The following is a 16,340-nucleotide window of genomic DNA, read 5'->3' as shown; positions in this document are numbered from 1 at the left end:
CCCCAGCGCCCTTCATTCAGGCAGGCCATGTCGCCTGCTTTCTGCCTGGGCCGCCCATCCATTCGTACACTACGGCCTCCCATCCCATAAGCGTCTGGCCCAGCCAGCTGTCAATGCATAACAACCTTGGTTTCACCATCGCCGCACTGGCGATGGCCGCAGCATTTCCTTTGTCTGCGGCCCCCACCACTTCTGCCAACGCGGTCTCTGCACGGGATTTGTGGGTAGAGCCCCCCACCCTCAAATCGATTGGCGTTGAATGGCGCATCGACGGAGACAGCAACCGCAATGCCAAGGTTGAGGTGCAATACCGCGCCAAGGGCCAAAGCGGCTGGCGCCCTGCGCTGCCACTGGTGCGCTCGCAGGGCGAGCGCGTGGGTAACCTGGTGCCGCCGCGCGCCAACTTCCACCCCGATCCCAACCGCTACACCAACCCCAATATGTTTGCGGGCAGCATCTTTGATCTGGAACCGGATACGGCCTACCAGGTCCGCCTGCGCCTGACGGACCCGGATGGCGTACGCGGCACTGCTACCCGCACGGTGGAGGTGCGCACCCGCCCCGAGCCCATGCCCGCAGCCGGTGGCAAGGTCTACCATGTCTACCCCATCGACTGGACCGGCCCCAAGGAAGAGCCCGCCTTTACCGGCCTGATGGACGCCTATTACGAAGGCTCGGCCAGCTCCGACTTTCAGGGCACCTACCCGGCTCGCGTCCAACCCGGCGATGTGCTGATGGTGCATGCCGGCGTATACGAATCGGACCGGGTGAACTACCTGAACGGCCTGCCCAAGCCCGGTTACAAGGCGCTCAGCACCTTGTTTGACGGTACCTATTACCTGACGGCCAGCGGCACGGCCGAGCGCCCCATCGTCATCAAGGCGGCAGGCGATGGTGAGGTCATCTTTGACGGCGCCGGCGCCCAGACCTTCTTCAACCTGATGGCCGCCAACTACAACTACTTTGAGGGCATCACCTTCCGCAATGCCAACCTGGTGTTCCTGCTGGGGCTCAAGAACATTGCCGGCGCCAGCGGCTTCACCCTCAAGCATTCGCGGCTGGAGAACATCGGCCGGGGCGTGCAGGATGACTGGTCGGGCTCCAAGAACTTCTACATTGCCGACAACGTCTTCATCGGCCGCCATGACCAGCAAAAGATGATGGGCTGGCGCGGTGCCGAGTGGGAAAAGCTGCCCGGCTTCCCGGAAAAGCTCGGCGGCCCCGACGGCTCTGAATACGCCATCAAGCTCTATGGCCAGGGCCATGTGGTGGCGCACAACTATGTGGCCCATTGGCACGATGGCATCGATATCGCCACCTACGGCGACCCCGACGCCGATGCCAACGGCCTGGAAAAGCGCGACCGCGTGCCCGTGTCCATCGACTTCTACGGCAACGACATCTACAACATGGGGGACAACTGCATCGAGGCCGATGGCGGCGCGCACAACATCCGCGTGTTCGACAACCGCTGCTTCAATAGCATCAGCGGCGCTTTGAGCGCCACGCCTTTGCTGGGCGGCCCGGTCTACTTTTTCCGCAACCTGGTCTACAACACCACCACCGAAGGCGTGATGAAGGTCGGCACCGCCGCCAATGTGCTGGTGCTGCAGAACACCTTTGTTGGCGAAGTGCGCATGGACGCGCCCAACCAGACCGTCATCAACAACCTCGTGCTGGGCGTCAACCGCAAGGCCCCGCTGATGCGCATCAACAGCTACAGCAACTACTCGGTGGCGGAGCACAATGCCTACCGCTTCAACCCCGAAGCGCCGCATGCCTATGAGTGGGACACGCCCGCACTGGACATCGGCATGGATTGGACAAAGCCGACCGAGAAGCGCAAGTTCAAATCCTTGGCGGAGGTGCAGGCCGCTGTGGGCCAGGAGCGCGGTAGCATCCAGGTGGACTATCAGGACCTGGTCCGTGCATCGTCGCCCGTGCGTGAAGATGTGCAGCGCCTCTACAAGCCAGAGGACTATGACTTCAGCCCTGCCCCCGGCTCGGCGCTGATCGATGCTGGCAAGCTGCTGCCCACTATCAACGATGGCTACCAGGGCAAGGCACCCGACATTGGAGCCTTTGAGGCCGGCGCAGCACCCAAGCAGTACGGCCCGCGCGGCATGCAGGCGGCCAAGCAGTAAAGCTTGGGTGGCGGGGATAGCACCGTCTCTAAGTGCTTTCCCCCTCCCCTGGCTTGACTCAGCTTTGGTTGAAGTCGTTACACTCACTCACAACCAAAGAAAGGGAGACCGTGTTCAGGCCCGTCATCTATCTGCTGATCGCATTAGCCGCGTGGACGGTGTACAGCCGCTATGAGCAGCAGCAGGCCGCATCGCTGCGGGATTCCGAGCCTGTTCTCTCCGAGCCAGAGCCACCCGAAGCCCACGAGGCAACCGCGCCGAGTGCGCCAAACCCGCTTTTCAAATGCGATGGCCGCACCCACTGCTCTCAGATGACCTCGTGCAAAGAGGCCAAGTTCTTTCTGAAGAACTGTCCCGACACCAAGATGGACGGCGACAACGACGGCATCCCCTGTGAGCGGCAGCTCTGCAACGTCAACAAAAGACCCTGAACCAAGAGCCTGCGCTGCAGGCTCTTTTTCGTCGTCGCGATGGCTTAGAACTTTCCGTTCAAGGTCAGCATCGCATTGCGTGGCAGCGCCTGCATATTGCCGTTGTAGACCGAGCTGACGGTCTGGTAGTAGCTCTTATCGAAGACATTGTTCAGGTTCAAGCTCAAGGTCCAGGTCGGGTCAAAGCGGTACTGCAGCATCAAATCCCAGGTCGCATAACCGCCCTGCGTGAACTGGTAGGGCTGGCTCTCGCCGCTGCTGCTGGTGACAGAGCCGCTCACATACTGCGTGCTCTGGATGCGGCCACTGCCGCCCACGCGCCATTTAGACAACTCACCCGGCAAGGTATAGACGGTGGACAGCTTGAACAAATGCTTGGGCGTGATGCTGCTGAAGACCGTGCCTTCGGTCTTGTCCCGCGTCTGGTTGAAGGTATAGCCCGCGGCCAGCTGCCAGCCGCTGGAGACCTCACCCCCCACTTCCACATCAAAGCCCCGGCTGGTGACCTTGCCCTGGGGCAGGTAGCAGCAGCTGGCACCCCAGAGGCTGTAGTTCTCCGCATAGCGCTCATCCAGCACCGCGGTGCCGGTGCGCTCCACGTTGAAGACGCTGAAGGTCGCGTTCATGCGCCCATCCATCAGCTCGCCTTTGAGCCCCGCCTCATAGCTCTTGCCCTTGATGGGGTTCAGTGGCGTGCCCGGCTGCGGGCCCGCCAGGTTGAGCGCCTGGGGTTTGAAGATCGACGAGTAGCTGACATAGGCCGACCAATGCGGGTCCAGGTCATAGATCACACCGCCATAGGGCGTGAGCTTGGCGCTCTCCTTGAACGATTTGGCTGACCAAGGGCTGGTGTTGCCAGCGGTGTCGATGATGTCGGACATGGTCTGCGTGAACTCATAACGCGCCACGCGGGCGCCAGCAATCACATGCAGCTTGTTGGTCGGGTGCAGCCGTACAACGCCATAGGCGCCCAGTTGCTCCTGGCCCCAGGGGCCGTAGCGCTCGCTGAGGTTCAGGTTGAACTGGTCAAACGCCGGGTTCCAGGGCTGGATGTCAAACACATTGCCGCCCACCGTGCCGCTGTCGGCAAAGCTCATGTTCTGCCAATGGCTGCGCACCCGCTGCCAATCGGCTCCGATCAGCAGCTCATGGCTGCGGCCCAGCAGCGAGAAGGGGCCACTCAGGTTCAGATCCACCATGTCCTGGGTGTTGGACGAGTCCAGCACACCGCCGCGCCACACCGGCCCGGCCAGGGTTTGCGGGTTGACCGCGCCGGATAAGGTGCTCCAGCGGCGCTGCTGCTCGGTGCGCGCATGGGTGGCGTTGAGCTTGAACTTCCAGTGGTTGTCAAAGCGGTGCTCCAGCTGGGCAAACACCTCCTCGTTCTGGTAGTGGAAGTAGGCCCAGGGGTTGGAGAAGGCCGTGCTGCGCGGCAAGCCCAGGCTGCGGCCATCGGCAAAGCGTGGCAGGCCGGCATAGTCGCCCTTCTGCCGCACTTTGCCGTAGGAGCCACCAACGGTCAGCAAGGTGTCGGCCGTCAGGTCGGCCTCCAGCACGCCGTAGAGCGAGGGCTTTTCCTGGCTGATGTAGTCAAAGTAGGAGTCGCCCTTTTGGTAGCTCAGCACCGTGCGGCCCCGGATGCGGCCATCCTGCGTCAGGGAGCCGGTGGCATCGACCTCGGTACGCTGGTTGCCCCAGCTGCCCAGCGATTGCGACACCTCCACCTGCCGCTGCGCCAAAGGCTTTTTGCGCACCAGGTTGATGATGCCGCCCGGGTCGCCCACCCCGCCCAACAGGCCGGATGCACCACGCATCACCTCCACCCGGTCATAGGAGCCCATGTCCTGCTGGGGCTGGTAAGTGTAGGCGCCCAAGGCCATCGGCGCGCCGCCATCGATCTGCATGCTGGTGATCTGAAAACCGCGCGAGAAGTAGCGGCCAGAGTTGTCGGCCACGATGACGCCAGGCGTCAAGGTCAGGGCCTGCTCCACATCCACCACCCGCTTGTCATCCATCAGCTGTCGCGTCACCACCGACACCGATTGCGGAATCTCGCGGAAGGACTGGTCGGTCTTGGAGGCAATGCTGGTCACCTGGTTGGTGTACGAGCCCGTGCCTTCGGTCGTGCCATTGGCCGAGCGCCGCGCGGTCACGCGGATCTCGGCCAAGGAGCGCTCGGGCGCCAGCGCCGCAACTGCAGCGACCGGTGCGGCCGGCGCGGGCGTGGTGCTGGCAGGTTTTTTGACGACCAGGTAGCTGCCGCTGGCCTGTTGCACCGCCTGCAGCCCCGTGCCTGCCACCAAGGCAGCCAAGCCATCTGGCACCGTATGCCTGCCTTGCAAGCCGGGGCTGCGCAGGCCCTCGGTGGTATCGGGGGTGAAGGACAGCAGCACGCCGCTCTCCTTGGCAAAGCGCGTCAAGGCTGCATCCAGCGGGCCGGCGGGGATGGCATAAGCCTGGGCGCTCTGCCCCGCTACAGGGGTCTGGGCGTGGGCGGCAGGCGGCAAGATGGCGGACAGCGCCAGTGCCAATGCGCTATGGATTAGAACGGAGGAGTGGCCGCCAAAGCGGCGCGCGGGTGTGCGGTGATGGGCCATGGATGCAGTACTTTCTGTTCGCCAAGAGGCGACGGCGGTCAAGAGGAATCTCGGATCAACAATGCGATCTCCTCTTCTTGAAACGCTGCTCCGCCAAACAGCTCAGCCCATCCCCATTATTTTTTCGGCGCTGCCCGCACCAAGCGGTACGATGCTGCGCGCAAGCCCCACAGCCGGCTGACGCTGTGCACCTGCAAGGACAGCAGGCCAGCCACATTGTCCAGTACCTTGGCAATATCGCCCAGCGGGTAAGCACCCGACAGGCGCAGGCCCGCCACGTTGTCATCGCAGGACAGCGGATGGACGCTGTAGCGCCCCAGCTCCTGCAAAAAGTGATCCAGCCGCATATCCCTTGCGACCAGCACCCCATCGACCCAGGCCGCATCGCTGTCCTCGCGGGCGGGCTGGGCATCGCCGATGTGCTGGCTATCAAAGCTGCTCTTTTGGCCGGCCTGCAACACCAGGCTGCGCTGGCCGTCCACCGGCGCCAGGCGCACCGCGCCGTCGTAAACGCCCACCTGGGTCGGCCCGTCCGCATCCAGCCTTACCGAAAAACGGGTGCCCAGCGCGGTCGCCAGCCCGTGGGGCGTCTCCACCAGCAAGGGCCGGCCGCCGCCCGCGTTGCCGCTCTGCACCAGAATCTCACCGGCAATCAGGCGCAGCCTGCGCTCGCTGCTGCCAAAGCGGACATCAAGCATGGTGGACGCATTCATCACCAGCCGCGTGCCATCTTCCAGATCGATCGTGCGCCGCTCGCCCACGCCGGTGCGCTGGTCGGCCAGCACCTCGCGCCAGCTGGTCTGGCGGTAACCCGTCCAGGCCGCGCCGCCGGCAACAACCAGCACCACCAGCGACTTGACCATATGCCTGCGCCGCGCCGAGCCCTGCGGCGCCAAGGCGGCTTTGGCAAAGTCCAAGGTATCGGGCCCGGCCATCGCACCCAGCCTGCCGTTGACGGCCTCAATGCGCTGCCAGGCCTGTTCATGCACCGGGTCTGCCGCAAGCCATTGCTGCCACTGTTGTTTCAGATCAGGGCTGGCATCCGGCGATTGCAGCTCCACCATCCATTCCACCGCCTGCTGGGCAATAGCCCGAGGGATTGTCGCCTCAGCCATGGACGGCGAAATAGCACTGCATGCCCGCTTGCACGATGTAGCGCTTCACGGTAGACAGCGACACGCCCAGTGCCGCCGCAATCTCCAGCTGGGGCATGCCCTCCAGCTGCGCCATCAAAAACGCCTGGCGCACAGGGGCTGGCAATTGGTCCAGCATGCGGTCGATCTCGTCCAGCGCCTCCAGCAACAGCGCCCGCTCCTCGGGCGACATTGCCATCACCGCAGGCGCTTGCGCCAAGGCCTCCAGGTAGGCCTGCTCCAGGCGCTGGCGGCGGTAGTGGTTCAGCAGCGCATGCTTGGCAGCGGTGGTCAAAAATGCTCGCGGCTCCTGCGCCGCCACCGGCTCATCGCGCAACAGCAGGCGCAGAAAAATATCATGCGCCAGGTCGGCCGCATGGTGCGCATCACCCAGTTTGCGGCGCAGCCAGGCACGCAGCCAGCTGTGGTGGTCGCGGTAGAGCGTGCTGACTTCCTGTCGCACGCCAGGGTGCGCACTGGCATCTTGGGACATAAAAAGGGGAGCCCCGCGCAGGTGCTCCCTTGTGTATTGCAAATGATTCGTATTCTATTTGAATTTGTAATCTGCAGTTTGATCGGGCTTTGGATGTCGGCGCTTGCCTGTGCCGATCAGCCCAATGCCGAGGTCAGCGGGCGGTTGAACACTACATCCTTCATAACCAAGGTCGAGGTCATGCGCTGCATCCCAGGCAAGGCCGTCAGCTTCTCGTCGTAGAGCTTCTGAAACGCAGGCAAGTCCTTGACGACGATCTGCAGCAGATAGTCGGGGTCACCAAAGAGTCGCTGGGCCTGGATCACGTTGTCCAGTTCGGCGACCGCTTTTTCAAAATCGCGCACGACCTTGCTGCTGTTGAGCGTAACGAACACGATGGCGGCAAATTCCAAACCCAGTGCCGCAGGTGCCAGATCGGCACGGTAGCCGCGGATGGCACCCGCCTCCTCCAAGGTGCGCACACGCCGATGGCAGGAGGACAAACTCAGCCCCACCTGCGCAGCCAGGTCGGTGAGGCTCAAGCGCCCATCCAGCTCCAGCGCTGCAAGAATTTTCCGATCCAGTGCATTCATTCTTTAATAGCTTCCAGTTTTCTCATGTTTATCGGAATTTATGGGAAGCACATTCTGCTACATCCTGCCTATTCTTCTCTCCTTTGTTTGACGAGAGAAGTACTGTGCCTTTGACCGCTGTAGCCGCCTTCTGGGCGGTGTCGTTTGCGTTGGTGATCACACCGGGGGCCGATTGGGCCTATGTCATTTCTGCAGGCTTGCGGGGGCGCCGCCTGGCTTGCGCTGCAGTCGTCGGCCTAGCTTGCGGCGCCTTGTTGGCCACTGCGGCTGTGGCCGCAGGCGTTGGCGCGCTGGTTGCCAGCCACCCCATGGTATTGACGGTGCTTACAGTCGCTGGCTCTGCCTATCTTCTGTGGATGGGCGTGGCCATGTTGCGCAGCCCTGCGGCCACCGTCAGTGCCCAATCCGAGCTGGTGGGTGGAGGATGGAAATGGGCATGCAAGGGCGCAGGTATCAGCGGCTTCAATCCCAAGCTGATTCTCTTGCTCCTGGCGTTGCTGCCGCAGTTTGTACACGCGGAGAGTGCATGGCCTGTCGCGCTGCAGATCATGGTGCTGGGTGCCGTGCATGCGCTGAGCTGCTGCGGCGTGTATCTGGCCGTGGGCTTCACAGCGCAGCGCGTGCTGGGTACGCGCCCAGGCGCGGCACTGGTGGTATCCCGTGTGTCAGGGGCTCTGATGGTCGGCATCGCATTGCTGCTGCTGGCTGAACGGGCGATGCATTGAGGGAGGCTGTGGGTGCTGATGAGCAGCAACGCCACACTCGGTTTGCGGCGCTCCCTGATCAACAAATAGCCGACTAATTGAACTCTGGTGCCGCTGAGGGCAGTTATTCTGAAATCTTGGATCGAATGACGCAACTCACTGATCGTCCGGTATCGGCCAGTTGCTGCCGTTCAATCATGTGGTTACTTCCTCAATAACGACCTCTAACTAGGAAGGCCTCATGGTTCTATCGCAATAAGCCACGACTGGTCGGATGATGTGATGAAATCCTGCGCACAGCCCACGCCAGAAACCCTCAAACCAGTGATCAGAAGCAAGCGTTTTCCGCTGGAGATCATGCTCATCGGGGTGTGTTGGTATTTGCCTATCCACGCAGCTTGCATTCAAGATATGAATGATTCTTTTGATTTTCGTGTCTCAACAAATAAAGACGTCACCGCTGAAGAGTATGCGCAACTCGCTCGCTCTGTTGGTTGGGGAAGCGAAGAGGACAGCAAATTGTTCGTTGCCTCCAATGCTGCATATCCCTTGGTTGTTCATGCTCGTGGCGCTTCAGGACTGCTCATCGGATACTTGTCTGCTTTCAGCGACGCAGCTTTTAGCACCATGCTCGGTGAATTGATCGTACACAACGAGTTTCAGGGTCGTGGAGTGGGGCGCGCGATGCTTGAGGTGGTCGAAAAGCAATGGCCGGGCGTGCCAATTTACATCAAGGCCATGGGTGGGGCGAAACACTTTTTTAAAGCTTGCGGCTACAAAGTTCCGCGGGCTGAAATGACTGTTCTTTTCAAGCGTCCTTAAATCAATGCCATTTCCACAATCCTATTTCGGGATAAGTCGAATTCCAGCTACGGAATAAGCTGAGCGGCAGCAGAGAGTCGTTAACCGCCATGAAATTCATCAAGGCCCTTCTCTACGGTCATCGCAATAACCTGAGAACAGACAACGCTCTCACTCGCACGCAATCCGCAACTGAGACTCCACAGCGCAGCAAGCCCCCTCACCTCTTTCCCACAAGCCCATACATCTCCCCCGCCGGAAACGCATTCGTCTCAAAATCCAACCAAGGCGGGTTCTGCGCATACATCTCGGCCGTCAGCTCCTTGATCGCAGCGATATACCAGGAGTCATCATTGACACGGTGGCTCAGGATGATCGGTGAGGTGGCGCGCTCGTCGTCGATCAGGCGGTAGACCAGGTCCGAGCGCAGGCGTGCCGCTGCGGGCACGATGCAGACGCCCATCTCGGCGGCGACCAGGCCCAGGCCGGCTTGCAGTTCACGTACCTCATGCACCTCGGCGGGTTGTATGCCCTGGTCATGCAGGAGGCCCAGCACATGGTCGGCAAAGCTGGGGCGCGGGTCCTTAGGGTAGACGATGAGGCGCTGGCCTGCCAGCTCGGGCAGGCGGATGCGGCCGGTGTCGGCGGCCAAAGGGGTGCCTGGCGCAATGGCCAGCACCAGCTTTTCTTCGCGCAGCACGGTGCGCGCCACCGAGGTGTCATTGGTGCGGATGCGGCCAAAACCCAGGTCGATGCGGCCCGAGCGCAGCTCCTGGATCTGCTGGATCGAGCCCATGTCCACCAGGTGCACATCGGTATCCGGGTAGCGCTTGCGGAACATGCGCACCAGCATCGGCAGGCCGCCATACAGGGTGGAGGCCACATAGGCGATCGAGATCGACTGCCGCTGGTTCAACCCCACCTGGCGGGCCGCGCTTTTCATCTGGTCCACCCGCTGCAGCACCTGCAGCGATTGCTCATAGAAGAGGCGCCCGGCCTCGGTCAGGCGCACCGGGCGGCTGTTGCGCTGGATCAGTTGCACACCCAGCTCGTCCTCCAGCTGCTGGATCTGGCGGCTGAACGGTGGCTGCGCAATATGCATTTGCTCAGCCGCGCGGGTGAAGTTGCGGGTAGTGGCCACGGCCACAAAATACCGGATATGGCGCAGATCCATCAGGGAAAACCATAGATATGGGAATGCAGCGATTTTAAGTCATTGTTTTTTAATATTCAAACTACACACCATACCTGCAAGGTATAAAACAAGACAAATTCGGTGTTGGATCAAGTGGCGCGCTGCGTCGTTCAATAGCATCCATGCAAAACACACAGCCACCCCAAGACAGCGCCCGACCTGCGGCATATACGGCAGCAGGCACCGTTGTCGTCGAACAGGTGGAGACCTTGCTGGTCGATCTGCCCACCATTCGCCCCCACAAGCTGTCGATGGCCACGATGAACGGCCAGACCCTGATGCTGGTGCGCGTGCGCTGCTCCGATGGCACGGTGGGCATTGGTGAGGGCACCACCATTGGCGGCCTGGCCTATGGCGCCGAATCGCCCGAGGGCATGAAGCTGGCCATCGATACCTATTTTGTGCCGCAGATGCTGGGCGCCAACGCCAACCGCGTGCCCGCGCTGATGGCGCGGCTGAGCCAGGCCATCCGCGACAACCGCTTTGCCAAGTGCGCGGTCGAGACGGCGCTGTTCGATGCGCTGGGCCAGCGCACCGGCCTGCCCGTGTCCGAGCTGCTCGGCGGCCGCCTGCGTGACCGACTGCCTGTGGCCTGGACCCTGGCCTCAGGCGACACCGGCCGCGACATCGAAGAAGCGCAGCGCATGCTGGAAATGCGCCGCCACCAGATCTTCAAGCTCAAGATCGGCCGCAAGGCCGTGCGCGATGACGTGGCCCACGTGGCGGCCATCAAGAAGGCGCTGGGCGATCTGGCCTCGGTGCGGGTTGATGTGAACATGGCCTGGAGCGAGCTGGAAGCGCACCACGGCCTGGCTGGCCTGGTGGATGCGGGCTGCGAGTTGGCCGAGCAGCCGGTGGCCAGCGCCGATGTGCTGGCCCGCCTCAAAGGCCGCTACGCCATTGCCATCATGGCCGATGAATCGCTGACCGGCCCGGCCTCGGCACTGGCACTGGCTCGGGTCGCCGGCGCCGATGTGTTTGCGATCAAGACCGAGCAATCGGGCGGGCTGCAGGCTGCGCAGCAAGTGGCTGCCATTGCCGATGCGGCCGGCATCGAACTGTATGGCGGCACCATGCTCGAAGGCGGCGTGGGCACCATCGCCTCGGCCCATGCGTTCTCTACCTTCCGCGAGCTGCAATGGGGCACCGAGCTGTTTGGCTCGCTGCTGCTGACCGAAGAGATTCTGGCCACGCCGCTGGAGTACAAGGATTTCCACCTGACGGTGCCCACGGCACCGGGCCTGGGCATCACACTGGATGAAGACCGCGTGCGGCATTTCCGCAGGGACCGCAGTTGTGTGAGCGTGCCGGTGGCCGCCTGATGCGACAGACGTATCGCCGGATAGACAGATAGATTGACCCCAAGAATTTACGACAAGGAGACTACGATGAGCGCCCCTATCTTCAACACCCCCGACGTGCAGGATTTTCTGCGTCTGGCCAGCGGCCTCAACCAGGACGGTGGCAACCCGCGCACCAAGCAGATCATCCACCGCATCCTGTCCGACCTGTTCAAGGCCATTGAAGACCTGGACATCACGTCCGACGAATACTGGGCCGGCGTTGCCTACCTGAACCAGCTCGGTGCGCGCGGCGAGGCCGGCCTGCTGTCGCCCGGCCTGGGGCTGGACCGCTACTTTGACATGCGCATGGATGCCGAAGACGCCGCGTTGGGCGTGGCCAATGGCACACCACGCACGATTGAAGGCCCGCTCTACGTGGCAGGCGCCCCCGTAGTGCAAGGCCATGGCCGCCTTGATGACGGCAGCGACACCGCCGGCCACACCCTCATCATGCACGGCACCGTCTACGGTGCTGACGGCCAGCCAGTGCCTGGTGCGCAGGTCGAGGTCTGGCATGCCAACACCAAGGGCTTCTACTCGCACTTTGACCCCACCGGCGAGCAAAAGCCGTTCAACATGCGCCGCACTATCATTGCCGATGCGCAAGGCCGCTACAAATTCCAGAGCATCGTGCCCATGGGCTATGGCTGCCCGCCCGATGGCCCCACCCAGGCCCTGCTCAACCAGCTGGGCCGCCATGGCAACCGCCCCGCGCACATCCACTTCTTCGTCACGGCCGATGGTCACCGCAAGCTCACCACGCAGATCAACATCGATGGCGACCCTCTGGTGTATGACGACTTTGCCTACGCCACCCGCGAAGGCCTGGTGCCCCCGCTGACCGAGCACAGCGACGAGGCCAGCATCCGCGCCCAGGGCCTGAGCGGCCCCTTTGCCGAGATCGTTTTCGACATCACGCTCAGCGCGCTGGTCGGCGGTGTCGACAACCAGATCGTGGAACGCCCACGCCTGGCGGCCTGATCGCCTGACGCCCCACGGCCGGGGTGCCGCCTAGCAGGCAGTGCCCCCGCCCCCAGACCCATCCTCCCTCCCCTAGCCATTCGCGCCGCGATCAGCGTTGCGAGGCGGAGCTGTACCCCAGGAGACCTCACCATGACCACGATTGCCTCTACCGACACCTTCGGCGCCGTCGAACAACTGCTGGAGACAGCCCTGCACGACGACAAGGAAGCCGGCATCTACCGCTGCCGCCGCGACATCTTCACCAACCCCGAGCTGTTCGAGCTGGAGATGAAGTACCTGTTCGAATCGAACTGGGTCTACCTGGCGCACGAGAGCCAGATCGCCGACAACAACGACTACTACACCACGTCGATCGGCCGCCAGCCCATCATCATCACCCGCGATAAGCAAGGCGAGCTGCATGCAGTGATCAATGCCTGCGCGCACAAGGGCGCCATGCTGTGCCGCAAAAAGCATGGCAACAAGGGCAGCTTCACCTGCCCCTTCCATGGCTGGACCTTCAGCAACGCCGGCAAGCTGCTCAAGGTCAAGGATGAGAAAACCACCGAGTACCCGATCACCTTCAACAAGAACGGCTCGCACGACCTGACCAAGGTCGCGCGCTTCCAGAACTACCGGGGCTTTCTGTTTGGTAGCCTGAACGCCGATGTGCAGCCGCTGGAAGACTACCTGGGCGAGACCCGGGTCATCATCGACCAGATCGTGGACCAGGCGCCCGAGGGCCTGGAAGTGCTGCGCGGCAACTCCAGCTACATCTATGACGGCAACTGGAAGATGCAGATGGAAAACGGCTGCGACGGCTACCACGTCAGCTCCGTGCACTGGAACTATGCCGCCACGATGAGCCGCCGCAATGCCGAAGGCACCAAGGCCACCGATGCCAACAACTGGAGCAAGTCGGTCGCCGGCGTCTATGGTTTTGAGAACGGCCACATCCTGCTGTGGACCAACACCCTGAACCCCGAGGTGCGCCCGATCTGGAACCAGCGTGAAGAGCTGGCCCAGCGCGTGGGCCAGGAGCGCGCAGATTTCATCGTGCGCCAAACCCGCAACCTCTGCCTCTACCCCAATGTGTTCCTGATGGACCAGTTCGGCACCCAGATCCGCGTGGCCCGCCCCTTGAACGTGAACCAGACGGAGATCAGCATCTTCTGCTTTGGCCCCAAGGGCGAAAGCGCACAAGACCGCGCCACCCGCATCCGCCAGTACGAGGATTTCTTCAACGTCTCAGGCATGGGCACGGCCGATGACCTGGAAGAGTTCCGCGCCTGCCAGGCAGGCTATGCCGGCAGCGCAGTGCGCTGGAACGACATGAGCCGTGGCGCACCGCTGTGGATCGAGGGCCCCGACGAGAACGCGAAGAAGATGGGCATGAGCCCCTTGCTCAGCGGTGAGCGCAGCGAGGACGAAGGCCTGTTCGTCTGCCAGCACGACTACTGGGCCAAGACCATGCGCAAGGCCGTGCAGCAAGAGCGCGCAGGAGCCCAGCCATGAGCACCGACAGCCACAGCAACGCAGTCGACCACCGCGCCATCTGCGCCTTTCTGTACCGCGAGGCCCGCTACCTGGACGACCGCGAATGGGAGCCCTGGCTGGCGCTCTACGCGCCCGACGCGGAGTACTGGATGCCCGCCTGGGACGACGATGACCAGCTCACCGACGACCCGCACAGCCAGATCTCGCTGATCTACTACCCCAATCGCAATGGGCTGGAAGACCGGGTCTTCCGCATCAAGACCGAGCGCTCCAGCGCATCCATGCCCGAGCCGCGCACCAACCACATGATTACCAATGTGGAAGTGCTGGCCGAGCAGGCCGATACGGTGGAGGTCCGCTACAACTTTCACACGCTCAGCCACCGCTACAAGCAGACCGATCACTTCTTTGGCACGGTCTTTCTGACCCTGCGCAAAGCGGCTGACAGCTTCCTCATCGCCCGCAAGAAGATCGTCCTCAAGAACGACTACATCCGCCAGGTCATTGATGTCTACCACATCTGACACGCCAGGAGACCACCATGAACAGCTATCGCATTGCCCTGAACTTTGAGGACGGGGTCACCCGCTTTGTGGACTGCGGCGCCCACGAAAAAGTGCTGGATGCCGCCTTCCGCAACCGCATCAACCTGCCGATGGACTGCTCGGACGGCGTCTGCGGGACCTGCAAGTGCAAGGCCGAAAGCGGCACCTACGACCTGGGTGACGACTACATCGACGACGCACTGACCAAGGACGAGGCCGGCCAGGGCCTGGTGCTGACCTGCCAGATGGTGCCGCAGTCCGACTGCGTGATCGCCGTGCCGGTACCCTCCACCGCCTGCAAGACCGGCACCAGCCAGTTCAACGCCGCAGTGAGCGCCGTGCAGCCCTTTGGCGATGCCGCCTATGAACTGGCGCTGGATGTGGCAGAGGCCGCACCGGCATTTTTGCCCGGGCAGTACGTCAATATCGGCGTGCCGGGCAGCAGCCAGCACCGCTCCTACTCGTTCAGCTCGGCGCCTGGCGATGGCCGTATGACGTTTCTGATCAAGCAGGTGCCCGGCGGCCTGATGAGCAGCTGGCTCCAAGGCGCCAGCCAGGGCGAGCCGCTGCAGATGACCGGGCCACTGGGCAGCTTTTACCTGCGCGCAGTCACGCGGCCGCTGCTGTTCTTGGCGGGCGGCACGGGCCTGGCGCCCTTCCTGTCGATGCTGGAGGTGCTGGCCCGCAACGGAGCAACCCAGCCCATCCATATGGTTTATGGCGTCACCCGCGATGCGGACCTGGTGCTGGTCGAGCGCCTGCAGGCCTATGCGCTGCAGATCCCGGGCTTTACCTTCAGCACCTGCGTGGCCGATCCGCAAACCGGGCATGAGCGCCAGGGCTATGTCACCCACCACCTGCCTGCCCAGGCACTGCATGGCGGCAATGTGGATGTCTACCTCTGCGGCCCGCCGCCCATGGTGGATGCGGTGCAAAAGCACTTTAAGGCCGAAGGCATAGTGCCCGCCAACTTCCATTACGAAAAGTTCACGCCCACCCCTCCGGTGGCCGCCGTGGCGGAGGCCCTGGCATGAACGCGCCGCTGCAACCCGCAAGCTACCAGCGCTTTGCCGGCAAGGTGATGGTGGTCACCGGCGCGGCCCAGGGCATTGGCCGGGGCGTGGCGCTGCGCGCCGTGGCTGAAGGCGCCAAGGTGCTGCTGGTCGACCGGGCCGACTTTATTGCCGAGGTGGCGGCCGAGGCTGGCAGCGCCAATGCGGCCGGCCTGGTGGCCGACCTGGAAACCTACGAAGGCGCGCAGGCCGCCATGACCCAGGCCGCGCAGCTGTTTGGCGGCATCGACATTCTCGTCAACGGCGTGGGCGGCGCGATCCGCATGCGCCCCTTTGCCGAGTTCGAGCCCGCGCAGATCGATGCAGAAATCCGCCGCTCGCTGATGCCCACCCTCTATGCCTGCCATGCCGTGCTGCCGCATCTGCTGGCACGCGGCGGCGGCACCATCGTCAATGTGTCATCCAACGCCACGCGCGGCATTCGCCGGGTGCCGTACTCGGCCGCCAAAGGCGGCGTCAATGCCTTGACGCAGTCGCTGGCGATGGAATACGCACCGCAGAACATCCGCGTCGTCGCCTCGGCCCCCGGCGGTACCAATGCGCCGCCCCGGCGGGTGCCGCGCAATGCCGCAGGCGACAGCCCGCAGGAGCAGACCTGGATGCGCGAAGCCGTGCAGCAGGTGACCGAGTCCAACTACTTCAAGCGCTACGGCAGCCTCGATGACCAGGTCGGCCCAATCCTGTTTCTGGCCTCCGACGAGGCGGCCTACATCACCGGTGCGGTGCTGCCCGTAGCCGGTGGCGACAACGGCTGAGCGCAGCCCGCCGCCAACCGCCCTACTCATTCAAAAAAGAAAAACCGTGCCCGCGCAGCACTGCAAAGCTGCAGCAATGCGCGGGCCCAGGAGA

Annotated in this window: 15 protein-coding genes; 10 read left to right on the top strand and 5 right to left on the bottom strand. The window is 62.9% G+C overall.

The genetic code is table 11. The features are described 5' to 3' along the window. Positions 1-113 precede the first annotated feature (113 nt). Both HS961_RS11040 and HS961_RS11035 read left to right on the top strand, forming a co-directional pair. Positions 114-2,144, top strand: a complete 2,031-nt coding sequence (locus HS961_RS11040; RefSeq protein WP_182327876.1) for a hypothetical protein — start codon at positions 114-116, stop codon at positions 2,142-2,144. Between the two features lie 110 nt (positions 2,145-2,254). Next, positions 2,255-2,575, top strand: a complete 321-nt coding sequence (locus HS961_RS11035; protein ID WP_182327875.1) for an excalibur calcium-binding domain-containing protein — start codon at positions 2,255-2,257, stop codon at positions 2,573-2,575. A gap of 44 nt (positions 2,576-2,619) precedes the next feature. On the opposite strand, the gene HS961_RS11030 is transcribed toward HS961_RS11035, so the two are convergent. The 4 genes from HS961_RS11030 to HS961_RS11015 form a co-directional block, all read right to left on the bottom strand. Continuing rightward, on the bottom strand, positions 2,620-5,172 hold the full coding sequence (locus tag HS961_RS11030; protein WP_182327873.1) for a TonB-dependent siderophore receptor: 2,553 nt from the start codon (positions 5,170-5,172) through the stop codon (positions 2,620-2,622). Between the two features lie 116 nt (positions 5,173-5,288). Next, positions 5,289-6,287: a FecR domain-containing protein gene (locus HS961_RS11025; protein WP_182327871.1), complete on the bottom strand. Its 999-nt coding sequence runs from the start codon at positions 6,285-6,287 to the stop codon at positions 5,289-5,291. Further along, positions 6,280-6,798 (bottom strand): sigma-70 family RNA polymerase sigma factor, encoded by a 519-nt coding sequence (locus HS961_RS11020; RefSeq protein ID WP_182327869.1) that lies wholly within the window; start codon positions 6,796-6,798, stop codon positions 6,280-6,282. Before HS961_RS11020 ends, HS961_RS11025 begins: the two co-directional genes overlap by 8 nt. Positions 6,799-6,914: 116 nt before the next feature. Then, positions 6,915-7,370, bottom strand: coding sequence for an Lrp/AsnC family transcriptional regulator (locus HS961_RS11015; protein WP_182327868.1), 456 nt, complete (start codon positions 7,368-7,370; stop codon positions 6,915-6,917). A gap of 104 nt (positions 7,371-7,474) precedes the next feature. Here HS961_RS11015 and HS961_RS11010 point away from each other — a divergent pair, with 104 nt between their 5' ends. Then, positions 7,475-8,095: a LysE family translocator gene (locus HS961_RS11010; protein WP_182327867.1), complete on the top strand. Its 621-nt coding sequence runs from the start codon at positions 7,475-7,477 to the stop codon at positions 8,093-8,095. 261 nt (positions 8,096-8,356) lie between these two features. Continuing rightward, positions 8,357-8,896, top strand: coding sequence for a GNAT family N-acetyltransferase (locus HS961_RS11005; protein WP_182327862.1), 540 nt, complete (start codon positions 8,357-8,359; stop codon positions 8,894-8,896). 199 nt (positions 8,897-9,095) lie between these two features. Here HS961_RS11005 and HS961_RS11000 read toward each other — a convergent pair whose 3' ends face one another. Continuing rightward, positions 9,096-10,049 (bottom strand): LysR family transcriptional regulator, encoded by a 954-nt coding sequence (locus tag HS961_RS11000; protein ID WP_182327860.1) that lies wholly within the window; start codon positions 10,047-10,049, stop codon positions 9,096-9,098. Between the two features lie 143 nt (positions 10,050-10,192). Here HS961_RS11000 and HS961_RS10995 point away from each other — a divergent pair, with 143 nt between their 5' ends. The 6 genes from HS961_RS10995 (at position 10,193) to benD (ending at position 16,246) form a co-directional block, all read left to right on the top strand. Then, positions 10,193-11,392: a muconate/chloromuconate family cycloisomerase gene (locus HS961_RS10995; RefSeq protein WP_187703244.1), complete on the top strand. Its 1,200-nt coding sequence runs from the start codon at positions 10,193-10,195 to the stop codon at positions 11,390-11,392. Positions 11,393-11,458: 66 nt separating this feature from the next. Continuing rightward, entirely contained in the window at positions 11,459-12,394 is a 936-nt protein-coding gene (gene catA / locus HS961_RS10990) for a catechol 1,2-dioxygenase (protein ID WP_182327859.1), read from the top strand. 132 nt (positions 12,395-12,526) lie between these two features. Then, complete coding sequence (locus HS961_RS10985) at positions 12,527-13,891, top strand: Rieske 2Fe-2S domain-containing protein (RefSeq protein WP_182327857.1); 1,365 nt, start codon at positions 12,527-12,529, stop codon at positions 13,889-13,891. Continuing rightward, positions 13,888-14,397 carry a benzoate 1,2-dioxygenase small subunit gene (gene benB, locus HS961_RS10980; protein ID WP_182327855.1) on the top strand — a complete coding sequence of 170 codons (510 nt, stop codon included), beginning with the start codon at positions 13,888-13,890 and terminating at the stop codon, positions 14,395-14,397. Before HS961_RS10985 ends, benB begins: the two co-directional genes overlap by 4 nt. A 17-nt stretch (positions 14,398-14,414) precedes the next feature. Continuing rightward, complete coding sequence (gene benC, locus HS961_RS10975; RefSeq protein ID WP_182327853.1) at positions 14,415-15,452, top strand: benzoate 1,2-dioxygenase electron transfer component BenC; 1,038 nt, start codon at positions 14,415-14,417, stop codon at positions 15,450-15,452. Continuing rightward, on the top strand, positions 15,449-16,246 hold the full coding sequence (gene benD, locus HS961_RS10970; RefSeq protein WP_182327851.1) for a benzoate diol dehydrogenase BenD: 798 nt from the start codon (positions 15,449-15,451) through the stop codon (positions 16,244-16,246). The genes benC and benD overlap by 4 nt, the downstream gene beginning before the upstream one ends. The last annotated feature ends 94 nt before the right edge of the window (positions 16,247-16,340 follow it).

It is taken from the genome of Comamonas piscis, from assembly GCF_014109725.1.
Lineage (GTDB): Bacteria > Pseudomonadota > Gammaproteobacteria > Burkholderiales > Burkholderiaceae_C > Comamonas > Comamonas piscis.
The sequence above is the reverse complement of the archived record's forward strand: the minus strand, read 5'-3'. Positions and strand labels throughout refer to the sequence as shown.

Excerpts from the sequence above, each read along its gene's own strand:
- HS961_RS11040 (WP_182327876.1), top strand. The coding sequence starts at position 114 with ATGCATAACAACCTTGGTTTCACCATCGCCGCACTGGCGATGGCCGCA.
- HS961_RS11030 (WP_182327873.1), bottom strand. The coding sequence starts at position 5,172 with ATGGCCCATCACCGCACACCCGCGCGCCGCTTTGGCGGCCACTCCTCC.
- HS961_RS11025 (WP_182327871.1), bottom strand. The coding sequence starts at position 6,287 with ATGGCTGAGGCGACAATCCCTCGGGCTATTGCCCAGCAGGCGGTGGAA.
- HS961_RS11020 (WP_182327869.1), bottom strand. The coding sequence starts at position 6,798 with ATGTCCCAAGATGCCAGTGCGCACCCTGGCGTGCGACAGGAAGTCAGC.
- HS961_RS11015 (WP_182327868.1), bottom strand. The coding sequence starts at position 7,370 with ATGAATGCACTGGATCGGAAAATTCTTGCAGCGCTGGAGCTGGATGGG.
- HS961_RS11005 (WP_182327862.1), top strand. The coding sequence starts at position 8,357 with ATGAAATCCTGCGCACAGCCCACGCCAGAAACCCTCAAACCAGTGATC.
- HS961_RS11000 (WP_182327860.1), bottom strand. The coding sequence starts at position 10,049 with ATGGATCTGCGCCATATCCGGTATTTTGTGGCCGTGGCCACTACCCGC.
- HS961_RS10995 (WP_187703244.1), top strand. The coding sequence starts at position 10,193 with ATGCAAAACACACAGCCACCCCAAGACAGCGCCCGACCTGCGGCATAT.
- catA (WP_182327859.1), top strand. The coding sequence starts at position 11,459 with ATGAGCGCCCCTATCTTCAACACCCCCGACGTGCAGGATTTTCTGCGT.
- HS961_RS10985 (WP_182327857.1), top strand. The coding sequence starts at position 12,527 with ATGACCACGATTGCCTCTACCGACACCTTCGGCGCCGTCGAACAACTG.
- benB (WP_182327855.1), top strand. The coding sequence starts at position 13,888 with ATGAGCACCGACAGCCACAGCAACGCAGTCGACCACCGCGCCATCTGC.
- benC (WP_182327853.1), top strand. The coding sequence starts at position 14,415 with ATGAACAGCTATCGCATTGCCCTGAACTTTGAGGACGGGGTCACCCGC.
- benD (WP_182327851.1), top strand. The coding sequence starts at position 15,449 with ATGAACGCGCCGCTGCAACCCGCAAGCTACCAGCGCTTTGCCGGCAAG.